Source organism: Microbacterium sp. R86528, assembly GCF_044596335.1.
Classification (GTDB): domain Bacteria; phylum Actinomycetota; class Actinomycetes; order Actinomycetales; family Microbacteriaceae; genus Microbacterium; species Microbacterium marmarense.
The window spans coordinates 1,832,872-1,845,995 of the sequence record NZ_CP138996.1; the positions used below are offsets into that span (position 1 = coordinate 1,832,872).

Annotated in this window: 14 protein-coding genes; 4 read left to right on the plus strand and 10 right to left on the minus strand. The window is 63.0% G+C overall.

Features of this window, described 5'->3' with window-relative positions:
- Nucleotides 1–3 precede the first annotated feature (3 nt).
- Both SJY18_RS08540 and SJY18_RS08545 read right to left on the minus strand, forming a co-directional pair.
- On the minus strand, nt 4–876 hold the full coding sequence (locus tag SJY18_RS08540) for an EamA family transporter (RefSeq protein ID WP_396667250.1): 873 nt from the start codon (nt 874–876) through the stop codon (nt 4–6).
- A 38-nt stretch (nt 877–914) separates the two neighbouring features.
- Nucleotides 915–2,177, minus strand: coding sequence for a serine hydrolase domain-containing protein (locus SJY18_RS08545; RefSeq protein WP_396667251.1), 1,263 nt, complete (start codon nt 2,175–2,177; stop codon nt 915–917).
- 79 nt (nt 2,178–2,256) lie between these two features.
- On the opposite strand from SJY18_RS08545, the gene SJY18_RS08550 reads away from it, so the two are divergent.
- Together SJY18_RS08550 and SJY18_RS08555 are read left to right on the plus strand one after the other, a co-directional pair.
- Nucleotides 2,257–2,568, plus strand: coding sequence for a DUF2470 domain-containing protein (locus SJY18_RS08550; protein WP_337336627.1), 312 nt, complete (start codon nt 2,257–2,259; stop codon nt 2,566–2,568).
- 44 nt (nt 2,569–2,612) lie between these two features.
- Nucleotides 2,613–3,266, plus strand: a complete 654-nt coding sequence (locus tag SJY18_RS08555) for a biliverdin-producing heme oxygenase (RefSeq protein WP_337336628.1) — start codon at nt 2,613–2,615, stop codon at nt 3,264–3,266.
- Here SJY18_RS08555 and SJY18_RS08560 read toward each other — a convergent pair whose 3' ends face one another.
- The gene (locus SJY18_RS08560) at nt 3,267–4,622 is read right to left on the minus strand and encodes an ATP-dependent RecD-like DNA helicase (protein WP_396667252.1); all 1,356 of its coding nucleotides are present in this window, start codon (nt 4,620–4,622) and stop codon (nt 3,267–3,269) included.
- 88 nt (nt 4,623–4,710) lie between these two features.
- On the opposite strand from SJY18_RS08560, the gene SJY18_RS08565 reads away from it, so the two are divergent.
- A complete protein-coding gene (locus tag SJY18_RS08565) occupies nt 4,711–5,838 on the plus strand; it encodes a hypothetical protein (RefSeq protein ID WP_396667253.1) in 1,128 nt (375 codons plus the stop codon).
- Between the two features lie 7 nt (nt 5,839–5,845).
- On the opposite strand, the gene SJY18_RS08570 is transcribed toward SJY18_RS08565, so the two are convergent.
- The 6 genes from SJY18_RS08570 to SJY18_RS08595 all read right to left on the minus strand — a co-directional run bounded on the left by SJY18_RS08570 (nt 5,846) and on the right by SJY18_RS08595 (nt 10,018).
- A complete protein-coding gene (locus SJY18_RS08570; protein ID WP_396667254.1) occupies nt 5,846–7,831 on the minus strand; it encodes a cytochrome c oxidase assembly protein in 1,986 nt (661 codons plus the stop codon).
- Between the two features lie 69 nt (nt 7,832–7,900).
- On the minus strand, nt 7,901–8,188 hold the full coding sequence (locus SJY18_RS08575) for an HU family DNA-binding protein (protein WP_056223309.1): 288 nt from the start codon (nt 8,186–8,188) through the stop codon (nt 7,901–7,903).
- A 263-nt stretch (nt 8,189–8,451) separates the two neighbouring features.
- Nucleotides 8,452–8,757, minus strand: a complete 306-nt coding sequence (rpsN, locus tag SJY18_RS08580) for a 30S ribosomal protein S14 (protein ID WP_337336632.1) — start codon at nt 8,755–8,757, stop codon at nt 8,452–8,454.
- Between the two features lie 3 nt (nt 8,758–8,760).
- Nucleotides 8,761–8,931 (minus strand): 50S ribosomal protein L33, encoded by a 171-nt coding sequence (gene rpmG / locus SJY18_RS08585; protein ID WP_337336633.1) that lies wholly within the window; start codon nt 8,929–8,931, stop codon nt 8,761–8,763.
- Complete coding sequence (gene rpmB / locus SJY18_RS08590; RefSeq protein WP_337336634.1) at nt 8,931–9,167, minus strand: 50S ribosomal protein L28; 237 nt, start codon at nt 9,165–9,167, stop codon at nt 8,931–8,933. Before rpmB ends, rpmG begins: the two co-directional genes overlap by 1 nt.
- A gap of 170 nt (nt 9,168–9,337) precedes the next feature.
- Entirely contained in the window at nt 9,338–10,018 is a 681-nt protein-coding gene (locus SJY18_RS08595; RefSeq protein ID WP_396667255.1) for a DNA-3-methyladenine glycosylase, read from the minus strand.
- A 60-nt stretch (nt 10,019–10,078) separates the two neighbouring features.
- On the opposite strand from SJY18_RS08595, the gene SJY18_RS08600 reads away from it, so the two are divergent.
- Entirely contained in the window at nt 10,079–11,698 is a 1,620-nt protein-coding gene (locus SJY18_RS08600) for an MFS transporter (RefSeq protein WP_337336636.1), read from the plus strand.
- On the opposite strand, the gene SJY18_RS08605 is transcribed toward SJY18_RS08600, so the two are convergent.
- Entirely contained in the window at nt 11,695–13,068 is a 1,374-nt protein-coding gene (locus SJY18_RS08605; protein ID WP_396667256.1) for a hypothetical protein, read from the minus strand. The two genes, SJY18_RS08600 and SJY18_RS08605, sit on opposite strands and share 4 nt — an antisense overlap.
- Nucleotides 13,069–13,124 lie beyond the last annotated feature (56 nt).

The following is a 13,124-nucleotide window of genomic DNA, read 5'->3' on the forward strand; positions in this document are numbered from 1 at the left end:
TCGTCACGCGAGGGGTTCGGCCGTCTCTCGCGCGGCGCGATTCGAAGAGCGCACGGCGCCGATGCTCGCGACCACAACCAGTGCGATGCCGAGCAGTTCAAGCCATGTCAGGTGCTGCCCAAGAAGAACAAAGCCCGCCAGCGTCGCCGTTGCCGGTGACGACGCCATCAGGATGGCAAACACCGCGGCGGGCAATCGACGCAGCGCGACGAGCTCGAGCGCGTAGGGGATCGTTGACGAGAGCATGGCCACCGCGGCACCCATGGCGATGAGCTCGGGTCGCATCAGCGCGGGGCCTGCATCGACAATCCCGAACGGCAGCGCGATGATCGCGCCCACAGCCATCGCGAGCGCGAGTCCGTCGAGCTTGGGGAACGCTTGACCGACCTTGGCCGACGCGAGAATGTAGAACGCCCAACTCGCCGCAGCCCCGAGCGCGAAAAGCACCCCGAGCGGGTCGAGTCGATCCCAGCCGCCGCTGCCGAGGGCCAGCACCCCCGCGAAGGCGAGCAGCGCCCACAGCCATGCCGAAGCACGTCTGCTGGCGACGATGGACAACACCAGCGGCCCGAGCACTTCGATGGTGACCGTCACCCCGAGAGGGAGCCGCTCAAGTGCCAGGTAGAACAGGCCGTTCATGACTGCAAGCACGACACCGAACCACAACACGGCCGTCCAGTCTGCGCGGGCGTGTCCGGTGAGCTTTGGTCGAGCGATCAACAGCAGAACGACCGCCGAGAAGACCAGCCGCAGCATCACCATGCCGAGCGGCCCTACTTCGGGGAAGAGCAGCACCGCGAGCGAGGCGCCAACCTCTTGGCAGGCCAGCCCGACCACCACGAACACAATCGCGGTGGTCTGCGCCCGTCCGGTCACCGAGGTGCTCGAAAGGCCGCGCGGTCAGTCACCGGCGGTCATTCAGCGGGAGCAGCACAGATCGCACGCTTTGCGAGATCGGTTTGGTACTGTTCGGCTGTCCAGGGCAGACCGGCTTCTGGAGTCGTCTGGTCTGCAGCCGCAGGGGCCTTCGAAGCGATCGCGGCCAGCTGCCATGCGAGGTTGCGAATGAAGCTCGATCCGGCCGCCGAGTTGTTCAGCACGACCGCAACTGTCAAGCCAGTGTCAGGGTCGGCGAACGCCGCGGTGAGATACCCCGGGACAGCGCCGTTCTGACCCACGAGAGACCCTGCCTGAAACGCCCCTCCGATTGTCGTGTGCCAAGACGGAGACTGTGGCGAAGGCGGTTTGGGATCATCGAAGCGATCCGTGTCGTCCGGCATGAGCGACTCTGCCGCCAACGCCTGCGCATACCGGCCCAGATCATTGATATCGGTCACAGCACCCGAATCGGTGAAGCCTGAACTTGTCGAAAGCGAGGTGACGTTGACGGGCTCTACGCAGTCGTACGCGCCGTCGACTTTGCGTGAGAGATGACCCTCTAGCACCGCATCGCCGTAAAACGCGCTGCCCAGCCCGGTCGCCGGGAGGTCAAGAGGCTGCGTGATGTACTGCGCGAAGTAGTCGGCGGCGCTCAGTTGGGTGGCACGTTCCAGCGCCATTCCCAACAGCACGTAGCCGGAATCCGAACTGGAGTAGACCTCACCAGGATCGGTTGCACGCTCCTGGCCGAGGCCGAAGCTAGCCAACTCTTGGGCGTTCCACACCCGCTCCGGGTTCTGCAACCACATCTCGAACAGCGTGCTTTCATGCGAGCCGATCCCCGAAGTGCTGTCGCAGAGCTGGCGAAGCGTCACATCTTCAAGATCTGGCACACCGGCGACATAGTCCACAACGCTGTCGTCGACATCGAGCTTGCCCTCAGCCTGCGCAACAAACAGCGCATCACAGGTCATCTCACGCGTGACAAGTCCCGCCCGAAACTGCATATCGGTGGTTACAGCTGCCCCGCCACCCACCTCTTGGGTGCCGAGTCCTGCGACCCAACTGCCACTCCACGGCGCCCACACGCCAGCAATGGCGCCGGGTGAACCGGAACCGATCATGGCCGAGGTGACAGCTTCTTCGAGGCTGGCGATGGTTTCAGCCGGCAGTGACTGGTCTACCTGCTCAGGAACATCGATGGTCGTCTGCGCGCCACCCGAGCATCCCACGAGAGCGGCCGACAGTGCGAAAGCAGCAGCCGTCGCACCTGCGACTCGACGTCGAGCTTTGGTCATGCTCACTGAATACACCCCTGGGACTTTTACCCTCCAGCCTAACCGCGATTGTTGGGCGCCCCATGCGTAGTCTCATTGCATGACCCTTCTTTTCGACGATTCCACTGTCGCGGGCGTGCTGGCTCATATGAATGGCGACCACGCCGACGACAATCTGCTCATCAGTCGTGCGTTCGCCCCCGATTCGGACATCGTTTCAGCGTCCATGGTGGGCTTCGACGGCAACGGCGGCCGCTGGATGGCGCAACTGGCGAGCGGCGAGCAGCTGGCGGTCAGCGCAGCGTGGCCATCAGGTCCCATCTCTGAGCGGCCCGAAGTGAGACGAGAGATCGTGGCGCTGTATGACGAGGCGTGCCGCAGGCTCGATGTTGTGCCGCGACCTCACGACTGAAACAGGTCTGGGTTAGGCGACCCTAAACCCCTACTATGGGACTCATGACCGACCCGATCCCGTTCTCCGCTGCGCTACGCGACCGCTCGAGCAAGGCACACTCATCAAGCGAGCACGCGGGTTTCATGGCCGATCTGATGAAGGGCGAGGGCACCCGCGAAGACTATGTCGCGCTCGTGGTGCAGCACTGGTTCATCTATGAAGCCCTCGAGCGCACCGCAGATCAGATGCGCAACGACCCGGTGGCGGCCGTCTTCATCACCGACAACCTCACTCGGCTTCCCGCCCTCGAGGCTGATCTTGAGTTCTTGATTGGTGCTGATTGGCGTGAAGAGGTCACCGCTCTTCCCACTACGCAACGCTACGTCGACCGAATCAACGAGGTTGGCGCAACGTGGGCCGGTGGCTTCGTTGCCCATCACTACACGCGCTACCTCGGCGATCTTTCGGGTGGTCAGTTCATCGGGCGTCTGATGGCTCGTCGCTTCGGTTTTGAAACCAATGGCATCGGCTTTTACCTCTTCGATGACATCGCCGACCCGAAGGCGTTCAAAGACGTGTACCGCGAACAGTTGGATGCTGCCCCTTGGGACGCCGCCGAACAAGAGCGCGTCATCGACGAGGTGCTACTGGCCTACCGCTTCAACACCGAACTGTTCGACGACCTCGCCGATGCGAAGGCTTCGCAGGTCGCCTAGCTAAGACTGGCGCAGCGCGTTCTGCATCCACCGCTGCACATCTGGGTCCACCCGAATGTCGCTGGGGCGCAGCGCACGCGACAGGTAGAGACCATCTAGCGAGGTGAGCCGCGAGAGCGCCACGTATGTCTGCCCTGGCGCGAAAGCTCCCGAGCCCAGGTCGACGATTGCGCGATCGTAAGTCTTGCCCTGCGACTTGTGAATTGTCACCGCCCAGGCGAGCCGCAACGGAAACTGGGTGAACTCGGCGACTACGTCTCGGCTCAGTGACTTGTATGCTGCGTTGTACGAGTACCTGAATCGTTCCCAGACAGCTGGTTCTACATCGAACTCTTCGCCGTCGACATCCACGCGCACGGTCTCGCCGGCAATGCGAGTAACGGTGCCGATCGTGCCGTTCACCCATCTCGGCGGCTCGCCATATGACCCGGTGTCGTTGCGAAGAAACATCACCTGCGCACCGACCTTGAGCTTCAGTTCCGCATCAGCGGGGTAGCCCGCCTCACCCCGGCCGAAGTCGCCGCTGATCTCGGCAGCCGCCGTCTGCTCGCGGCCCACCAGCTCATTGAGGTGGCGGCGGTTGATGTTGTTGACGATGTCGTTGCGCGTGGCGAGGGTGATGATCGGGTGCTCGCCGTCGGCCGGGTCAGGGGGCGTGCGCGCGCCGGTGTCATTGAGAATCTGAGCGATGTCAGCGGTCACGCGCCCGTACCTGACCGCATTGAGCATGGCTTTGAATGCAGGGTCTGCTTGGCGGTGAATGTCGACGAGTTCACGCACGTGCAACTCTGCGCCGTGGCGGCCAACGTCCAAGATTCCGTCGCCCGCGCTTTCGCCGACCCATACCTTGGCGTCGAAGAACCAGAACGAGCGATAGTGGTCGCGAATGTACATCAGCTCGTCGCCGCGGGGCGGCACTGGAGCCAGTTGATAGGGATCGCCGAACATCACGATCTGAACCCCGCCGAAAGGCTCGCCGCGGCGTCCGCGCGCTTGGCGCAGCGACCGGTCGATGGCGTCCATGAGGTCGGCGTTGACCATCGAGATCTCATCGATCACCAGGGTGTCGATGGCGTTCATGATCTTTCGTGCCGGGTCCGACTGTTCGATCTGGCTACCAGCGATAAGCCCCACCGGCAGGCGGAACAGCGAGTGGATTGTCTGACCTTCGACGTTCAGCGCGGCAACGCCCGTGGGCGCGCACACGGCAACCTGTTTCTTGGTGTTCCACGCGAGGTGCTGCAGCAGGGTTGACTTGCCCGTTCCTGCTCGCCCCGTGACGAAAACGTGCTCGTTCGTGTCTTCGATAAGCCGAAACAGCGCCTCTTGTTCGGCAGAGAGCGCGGGGGTGGTCACTGATTCATGCTATCTGCGCCGGCGAACTACAAGGACTATGCCCAGACCATCCGGCACATCTTCAGGCGCACCTTCTTAGAATGTGAACGTGGCCGTCGATGCGCTGAGTGAGAAACCGGGTAGTGATTCCTCGCTGCCCGATCATTCAGCTGGCCGCCTCACGCCGCCCCCGAGCAGCCGTTCTCGTCGCCGTGTGGCGATTGATCTGTCGCTGCTCGCCGTTGTCGGTGTTGTACTCGTCGGCGCCGTCGCGGCAGCCTACGGAGCGGTTCAACGAGAGTTTTACAGCCCCACGGCGTTTGTAGAGCAGTATCTCTCGATGCTCGAAGAGGGCCGCACCTCCGATGCGCTGAGCGTGCCCGGGGTCGCTGTGGCATCGGCAGACCTTGAAGCTGCCGGCCTTCCACCCACGGCGCACGATGCCCTGCTGCGCAGCACCGCGCTTGCCACCCTCACCGACGCTCATGTGGTCTCAGAAGAGCAGCACGATCACTTCACCACCGTCAACGTCGCCTACACCGCGGGTGGTTACGCGGGCACGACGTCGTTCGACGTAGAAGAAGACGGTGCCATCGGCATCGCTCCCACGTGGCGCTTCGCGTCGAGCCCCCTCGCCGTATTGAGCCTCAACGTGGGTGGGTCGATGTCGTTCAACGTGAACGGCTTCGCTCTCGACAAGAGACAGGTCTCTCCCGAGGGAGTGGATGCTGATCCCACCGAAGCTGTCAGCCTGCTCGTTTTCTCACCCGGTCTCTACTCGGTGTCAGTAGAGACCGCCATTGCCACAACCCCGGGTGTTGCGGTGTTGTCAGACAGTCCGTTCACCAGTGTGCCCGTCACCGTACAGGCGCAGCCGACAGAAGAATTCGTTGAGGTCGTGCAGGAGCGCGTCGAGGAGTTTCTTTCGACTTGCGCGAGCCAAGAAGTGCTTCAACCGACCGCGTGCCCCTTCGGCTACGTCGTCGAAGACCGAATCGCGTCGATTCCTGAGTGGCAGATCGAAACGCAGCCCACGATCTCTATCGAGTCCGACGGAGCCGACTGGAAGATCCCGGCGACACCTGCGGCCGCGCGCTTGAACGTCGACATTCAGTCGCTCTTTGACGGTTCCATCACGACCGCGAGCGAGGTCGTGCCATTCTTTGTGACCGGCACGATTCGCGTGCTTCCCGATGGAAGCGTCACGATCTCAGTCGGCGGCACTGAGGGCGAATAGCTTCGGATCAGCGTTCGGCCTTGGCTTCACGCTCATCGCGCTCGGCGAGCGCTGCGAGCTTCGCGTTATAGGCGTCAAGCTCAGCGTCGCCCGTGCGATCCGCGTGACGGTCACGCCGCTTCTGCGTGCGTTCGTCGGTGCGGTTCCATTGAATCGCCACGGTGATCGCCAAGATCAACGTCGGGATCTCGCCAATCGACCAGGCAATACCGCCGCCGGTCATCTGGTCTTCGAGCGGAGTCTCACCCCAAGTGCGGCCCATCGATCCGAACCACTCTGCCACCATCAGGCCGGGTTGCATCATGATGGCGATGCCGAAGAAAGCGTGCATAGCCATGATGCCGATCAGCAGCAGCAACCGCCCGGGGTAAGGCAAGCGATACGGCACCGGATCGATGCCGGCAAGACTGAGCACGAACAGATAGCCGGTGATCAAGAAGTGGGCGGTCATCCACTCGTGACCGAGGTGATCATAGAGCGCCCAGCGAAAGAGGTCGGTGTAGTAGAAGATCCACAGCGATCCGATGAACAACCCAGCCGCCACGAACGGGTTGGTCAGCACACGCATCACGGGCGAGTGGACGCCCCACAGGATCCACTCCCTGCCGCCCCTCGTGCCATCGTCGCGCCTGTGAATCGCGCGCGCGGCGAGGGTGACGGGCGCCCCGGCGACCATCAACGGCGGAATGGCCATCGTCAGCAGCATGTGCCCGATCATGTGATAGCTGAACAGATACGACTGGTAGACGTTGATGATTCCGCTGGTTACCCACAGCAGTAATAACATCCCGAACGCCCACGAGAGAGTGCGGTGCAGTGGCCAGGCATCGCCGCGGCGGTGCAACCGCCACGCGCCAGCGAGGTAGAAGAACATGCCGAAGCCGGCAGCGGCGACCCAGATCCAATCGATGTTCCACGCGACGAGCCAATCGACGAGCACCGGCTCATCGGGCAGCGGAGAGTAGGTGAGGATCTCGGCCGGAGTGCGCACGAACGCGGGCAGCTCTCCGAGCGGAGGGGCGGTGCGGGCCAGGGCTGCTGCGGCACCACTGGCAATCCCCATGATCGCGAGCTCCCCCGCAATGAGAACCCAAAATGCGCGGGATGCCGCGTCTTCGCGCATTCTGCCGATAAGGCGGCGGCGATACCACGCGCCGAACAACCCGAGCGCCACGAGAGCAATGACCTTCACCGTCAAAATCGCGCCATACGGCGAGAAGAACGCTTCCCACGTTCTGAGCCCGACGACCGCGCGCACCAGCCCCGACACCGCGACCACGACGAAGGCCGCAACGGCGATGCTGGAGTACCGAGAAACCACGTCGGCAAGGGGACCCCGCTTCAGGGCAGGCCGCACGATGACGAGCAGCAGCAGACCACCCAGCCACACTGCAGCGCCGATGATGTGCAAGATGATCGCGGTCATCGCGATGTGGTGGTCAGCATCGTCGCCGGAGTGACCCTGCGTGCCCATAGGCACCAAACTTGCGAGCGCGAGGACCGCCACGAACAGTGTCGCGGTCCACGAGCGCACGGCGAACGTCAGCACCGTGAGCGCGGCACCCGCGACCGTCGTGATGAGCCAGGTTCGACCCACCTCGGTCTCGACCAGATAGCGACCCAGCTGCGCGCCGAATTCGGGGCCCCCGCTGATCACGGGGTTGAACGCGTCAATGAACGTGAGAAAGCCCGTGGCTGCGGCAGACACCGTGAAGATGGCCGCAGAAATCGATGCGGTGTCGAGCGCGAGATCAAATTCGCGTTCGCCTGCTTTGAGCGTGAAGAGCGCAGTGACCAGCACACCCGCCATGCCGGCAGCCGAGAGGTTGACCAGAAGTTTTGCGGTGGGCAGACCCCACCGAGCGAACGGGCCGGGGTCGCCGATGGTCAGGGGATCTGCTCCGCCACCGTAGGCGAGGGCGATCGTCATAGCCACGAGCGCGACCACAATGAGGATCGCAGGCCCGACGGCCCGCAGAAGGCGGGGATTCACCCCTCCAGCCTAAGCCGAAGGGGGACACCGCTCGCGCGGCATCCCCCTTCGGTAAAGCGTCGTCGGCTACTACTTGACGGCAGCCTTGAGCTTCGAGCCAGCGGTCACCTTGACGCGCTTGCCTGCAGGGATCTGGATCTCTGCGCCAGTCTGGGGGTTGCGGCCGGTGCGAGCCGAGGTCTCAACCTGCTCGAACGCGATCCAGCCGGGGATGGAGACCTTGCTGCCCTTGGCAACAGCCTCGGAAACGGTGGCGAACAGTGAGTCGAGCACGCCCGATACGGCAGCCTGGCTCTGTCCGGTGGCGCTCGCGATGCTCGCGACGAGTTCGGTCTTGGTGATGGACTTGTCGGCCATGGGTGTTCCTCCAAAGGGGGCGGATTCGCCGCCCTCTCATTGCTGGGACCGGGCAGCTGAACGCTCCCGGCTGGTCGGATCGACCGCCTCGACTATAGCCAATTTGCCGCGTAATCACGCGGATTTCAGCGGGTATTGGCCCTATTGGTCGGCGTGTCGTGGTTCAGATGTGGTTTTTGTGACAAAAGTGACTCGAATTGGGCGCACAAACGCGACAGGCCCGCAGTTCCAAAGAACTGCGGGCCTGTCGGCGAAAGCGGTGCTTACCAGCTGGACTTGGTCACGCCGGGCAGCTCGCCACGGTGTGCCATGTCACGGAAGCGGACACGCGAGATGCCGAACTTCGTGAGGACACCGCGGGGACGACCGTCGATGACGTCGCGCGAACGCAGACGAACCGGCGATGCGTTGCGGGGAAGCTTCTGCAGACCGAGACGTGCGGCTTCGCGCTGCTCGTCGGTCGACGTGGGGTCAACAAGAGCCTTCTTCAGCTCAAGGCGCTTTGCGGCGTAGCGGTCAACGACGGCCTGACGCTGCTGGTTGCGCGCGATCTTGCTCTTCTTAGCCATGGATCAACGCTCCTCTCGGAATTCAACGTGCTTGCGGATAACCGGGTCATACTTCATCAGCGTGATGCGGTCAGGGTTGTTGCGACGGTTCTTGCGCGTGACGTAGGTGTAACCCGTGCCAGCGGTCGAACGCATCTTGATAATCGGGCGAACTTCCTGTGACTTCTTAGCCATTAGAGCTTCACTCCCTTCGCGAGGAGGTCTTTGACGACGGACTCGATGCCGCGTGCGTCAATGACTTTGATGCCCTTTGCCGAAACGTTGAGCTTGATGCTGCGACCAAGCGACGGAACGAAATAGGTCTTCTTCTGCACGTTCGGGTCGAAGCGGCGCTTCGTCCGGCGGTGCGAGTGCGAGATGGTGTGACCGAAGCCGGGAACAGCTCCAGTCACCTGGCACACTGCTGCCATAATGATTTCTCCTTAGTACCGTGGCACCGGACGGTGCCACCCAAGATCCCTTGTCTGCACCCCGCGCAACAGCGGGCCATTTCTGGCCGGAATGTGGTGTGGGGGGCGAACTGCGTGCTGGAGTGCGCGCAGACAAGGAGTCAGTCTAGCACGCCGGGCGTGTCGCCCTGTCAGTCGCGCACTGGCATGAGGTCCGCCGCGCCGCGACCCCAACGAAACGGCGACACCGTCGCATCGCCGGCAAGCCAGAATCGCCACGGAAACGCATCCGTGCCCGCCACGCCAGCAACCCCCACACGTGGGCCCGACGCGTATGCGGTCAACGGTGACTCCCGAATGAGCAGTCGAGCAGAGGCGCCTTGTTGAACAGCACCAGTGATCACGTCGATTCCGTCATGAATGGGATGCCGCAGACCCACGGCTTGGCCCAGCTTGCCCGGCCCACGAGCGAGGTCCCTCGCGGTGCGCGCAGCGATGCGGCGGCGAGTGGCAGCATCCAACCCATCCACCACCTCGCCCGCGCGTAGCAGCACTCCACCAGCGACGCCCTCGGGTGCGCACACAACGTTCACGCACGAATGGATGCCGTGGCTGAGATACACGTAGATGTGTCCGGGTTCGCCCCACATGGTGGCGTTGCGCGCCGTCTTGCCCATGCGTGCGTGCGATCCCGGATCGGGAACGTCGCCGGTGCCTTGTCCGTGATAGGCCTCGACTTCCGTCAACCGCACGGCAACGGTTTCACCGCCCACCTCGGTCACCAGCACCGCCCCCAACAGCCGAGGCGCGACTGCAACGGGCAAATCTGCGAGATCCTCGCGTGTGACTTCACGCAAGTCGGGCCGGTCCATGCGGGGATTCTACGCACGATTCTTCGGCACGCGGCGCGCGCTTGTCGCTAGTGTCCCAGTATGAAGCATTGGTCCGCGCTGATCATTCTCGGGGTTTCGCAGTTCGTCATGGTGCTCGATAGCACCGTCATGAACGTGTCGATATCAACGGTAGCCGCCGACCTCGGCACCGATATCTCGGGCATGCAGGCAGCCATAACGCTCTATGCGCTCACAATGGCCTCGTTCATGCTCACCGGAGGCAAGCTCGGTGATCGGTGGGGCCGCAGCGCGGCATTTCGCATCGGCTCGATCATCTACGGACTCGGGTCCATCACGACGGCGTTGAGTCCGACGCTTCCGGTGTTGCTCATCGGCTGGTCACTCGTCGAAGGCTTGGGCGCGGTGCTGGTGATCCCTGCGATTGCCGCGCTTGCCGCCACGAACTACGCCGGGCGCGACCGTGTTATTGCCTTTTCAGCACTCGGCGCCATCACCGGGTTCGCAGCGGCAGCTGGGCCGCTGATCGGTGGACTGATGACCACCTACTCGTCGTGGCGCTACGTTTTCGTCGGCGAAGCAATCGTGATGGTGCTCGTGCTGCTGGCGTCGGGCACCCTCAAAGACACCCCCGGCAACAAGGCGATGCGCATCGATGTGTCAAGCGTGTTCTTGTCAGCCGCGGGCATGGCGTTGCTCGTGTTCGCGGTGCTGCAGAGCAAGACCTGGGGCTGGTTGCAGCCGCTGAACCCACCGACGGTGGGTGACGTCACCATCGCCCCGTTCGGCATCTCGCCGGTCGCGTACATGATCGTCATTGCGATCGTCGTGCTGGCGATCTTTGTGCGACGACAAAACCGCCTTGAGGCCAGCGGAAGAGTGCCGCTGCTCAAAGTCAGCATGCTGAAGATCCCCGCACTGCGCAGCGGGCTCACGATGTTCTTGGCCCAGTACTTTGCAATCGCTGCGCTCTTTTTCGTCGTGCCGGTGTACCTGCAAACAATTCTTGGATTCAACGCGCTAGAAACCGGCTTGCGAATCTTGCCCCTATCGCTCGGGCTGATCTTGCTCTCGATCGTCGGGTCTCGAATGTCGACCGTGCGCTCAGCCCGCAACATCGGACGAATCGGACAGCTTCTGCTCGGCATTGGCATCTTCATCGTCTTCGCTGCCGTTCAGCCGACTCTTGCCGGCTGGCAGTTCGCGACAGGAATGTTCATCGTCGGTGCTGGATTCGGTCTGCTCGCCTCACAACTGGGCAACGTCAATATGTCTGCGGTCAGCGCAGATGACACGTCAGAAGTCGGCGGTTTGCAGGGCACATTTCAGAACCTGGGAACGTCGTTCGGAACCGCCGTGGTGGGGTCGGTGTTCATCTTGATGATGACGTCCGGATTCGGAACCGCCGTCGCCTCAAGCGCGACTCTGCCTGAAGACGTCATCTCTCAGGTAACGGAGAACACCGCCAAAGGCGCGCCTATCATCTCTCAACAGCAGGCAGAGCAGGCGATGCTAGACGCGGGCAGCACCGCCGAACAAGCGTCAGAGGTCGCCCAGATCTACGCCGACGCACAAGTCGAGTCACTGCAGCAGTCGTTGTTCATTGTCTTCGCCCTGACCCTGTTCGCGCTGCTGCTCTCACGCGGACTGCCGTCGAAGATCGCGGTGCCCGAAAAGCGCGATACGTCCGAAGCAGATTAGTACGGCGGCACCTGGCACCAAGAGATCGACGAGCCCGTGACAGCGATGGTTTCTTGACCGTCAGCGATCTCGAGAATGCGGGTTTCGAGGTAGCCAGGCAACGGCAGCTGATACGTGTCGTATGCGTTGTCGATCACATCGGGGGCGACGATCAGCGCGAGGTAGCGCGCACTTGGCGATACGCACACCTGCACGAGCGCGTCGGTTTCAGCGATCTCGGCGAGTGCCCTGGTCTCGCCATCGTTCGCGACCAGATCCACGGTGGTTCGACCGGTCGGGGTGTCTCCGTCAAGCACCGCGCCAGAGCGGACCGTCGAGTCATCGGGCAGCGGGGTGACCGTTGTCACGAGCGGCAATTCTCCGTCAGCGGCGACGAGTGGTTCCTCGCTTGCGTCAGTGAGGTCGAGGACGGTGCGCTGATCGATGCGTTCAACGATGGCGTGCGAAGACCCTCGCGCAATGCCATCAATCCCCTGCGCCGTACCCAGATTCGTGGCTTGACCGGCACCCTCTGCCGAGGCGCCGAGCCCTTCCGAGCTGCCGAGCAGCAGCGCTCCGTCAAAAGTCAGCAGTAGAATGCTGTCGGTGTCGGGCACGAAGCGCCAGTCGTTGACGCGCGGATCGGCGCCCTCGACCTCGATGGGCACGGGGGCTGCATCCGGATCATCCAGCGAAACGGTGAACAGCATGCTCTCACGCCCGCTCGTCTCGGTGAGTTCGGCATCTGAGTATGTGTACCCGACCACTTCACCGCGATCCGCGCTCTGCAGGTTCGTCACGTAGCCATCGCCCGGCAACGGCAGATCCTGTGCGTTCTCACCGTTCAGATCGGTCATGATCAGACGCGCTTCATCTGCCTCGGTGCGCGTCGAGATCACGAGGTGCGTGGCGGTCGCACGAAAGTCTTCGATGTGAGGGTCGGTGAACACCGCTATCGCTTCATCACCATCAAGGTCGGTGCGAAAGATGGTGTCTTCGGTGGCATCCCTGCGCAACAGGTGCACCTCGATGGGCGGAGTGGTGAACGTCTCGGTGACGGTCGTCGTCGGGCCGCCTCCGAGTGACTCCACATCGTTGATCGTCACCGTGTACTCGGTGTCGTCCCATAGCGGCAGGGTGAACCGCACCCCGACGCTGCGACCCGAGGTGTCGACAGCGAACGGTGTCGCGGGGCTGACCGTCACTTGCGAGGCGTCGACTTCTGCGATCGACTGCGAGGTAGTCACGATGAGCCGTGACCCCGATGCTGCTACGGCCGCTTCGGGATCCACCTGCACGTCGGTGACGCGCGGCCCCTGGGTGACATTCGCCGCAGCGCCCGCGACTCCGATGAGCGCGAGTACGCCGACCACGATCGCAAAAGACCGCACGAACGCTCGCCCCCGACGCTGGCGTGAGGCACCGCGGCGGTTGGGCTTCGCAGCGC

What these genes read in the sequence shown, in the direction of transcription:
- SJY18_RS08545 (WP_396667251.1), bottom strand. Translation starts at nt 2,177, where the DNA reads ATGACCAAAGCTCGACGTCGAGTCGCAGGTGCGACGGCTGCTGCTTTC.
- SJY18_RS08550 (WP_337336627.1), top strand. Translation starts at nt 2,257, where the DNA reads ATGACCCTTCTTTTCGACGATTCCACTGTCGCGGGCGTGCTGGCTCAT.
- SJY18_RS08555 (WP_337336628.1), top strand. Translation starts at nt 2,613, where the DNA reads ATGACCGACCCGATCCCGTTCTCCGCTGCGCTACGCGACCGCTCGAGC.
- SJY18_RS08575 (WP_056223309.1), bottom strand. Translation starts at nt 8,188, where the DNA reads ATGGCCGACAAGTCCATCACCAAGACCGAACTCGTCGCGAGCATCGCG.
- rpsN (WP_337336632.1), bottom strand. Translation starts at nt 8,757, where the DNA reads ATGGCTAAGAAGAGCAAGATCGCGCGCAACCAGCAGCGTCAGGCCGTC.
- rpmG (WP_337336633.1), bottom strand. Translation starts at nt 8,931, where the DNA reads ATGGCTAAGAAGTCACAGGAAGTTCGCCCGATTATCAAGATGCGTTCG.
- rpmB (WP_337336634.1), bottom strand. Translation starts at nt 9,167, where the DNA reads ATGGCAGCAGTGTGCCAGGTGACTGGAGCTGTTCCCGGCTTCGGTCAC.
- SJY18_RS08595 (WP_396667255.1), bottom strand. Translation starts at nt 10,018, where the DNA reads ATGGACCGGCCCGACTTGCGTGAAGTCACACGCGAGGATCTCGCAGAT.
- SJY18_RS08600 (WP_337336636.1), top strand. Translation starts at nt 10,079, where the DNA reads ATGAAGCATTGGTCCGCGCTGATCATTCTCGGGGTTTCGCAGTTCGTC.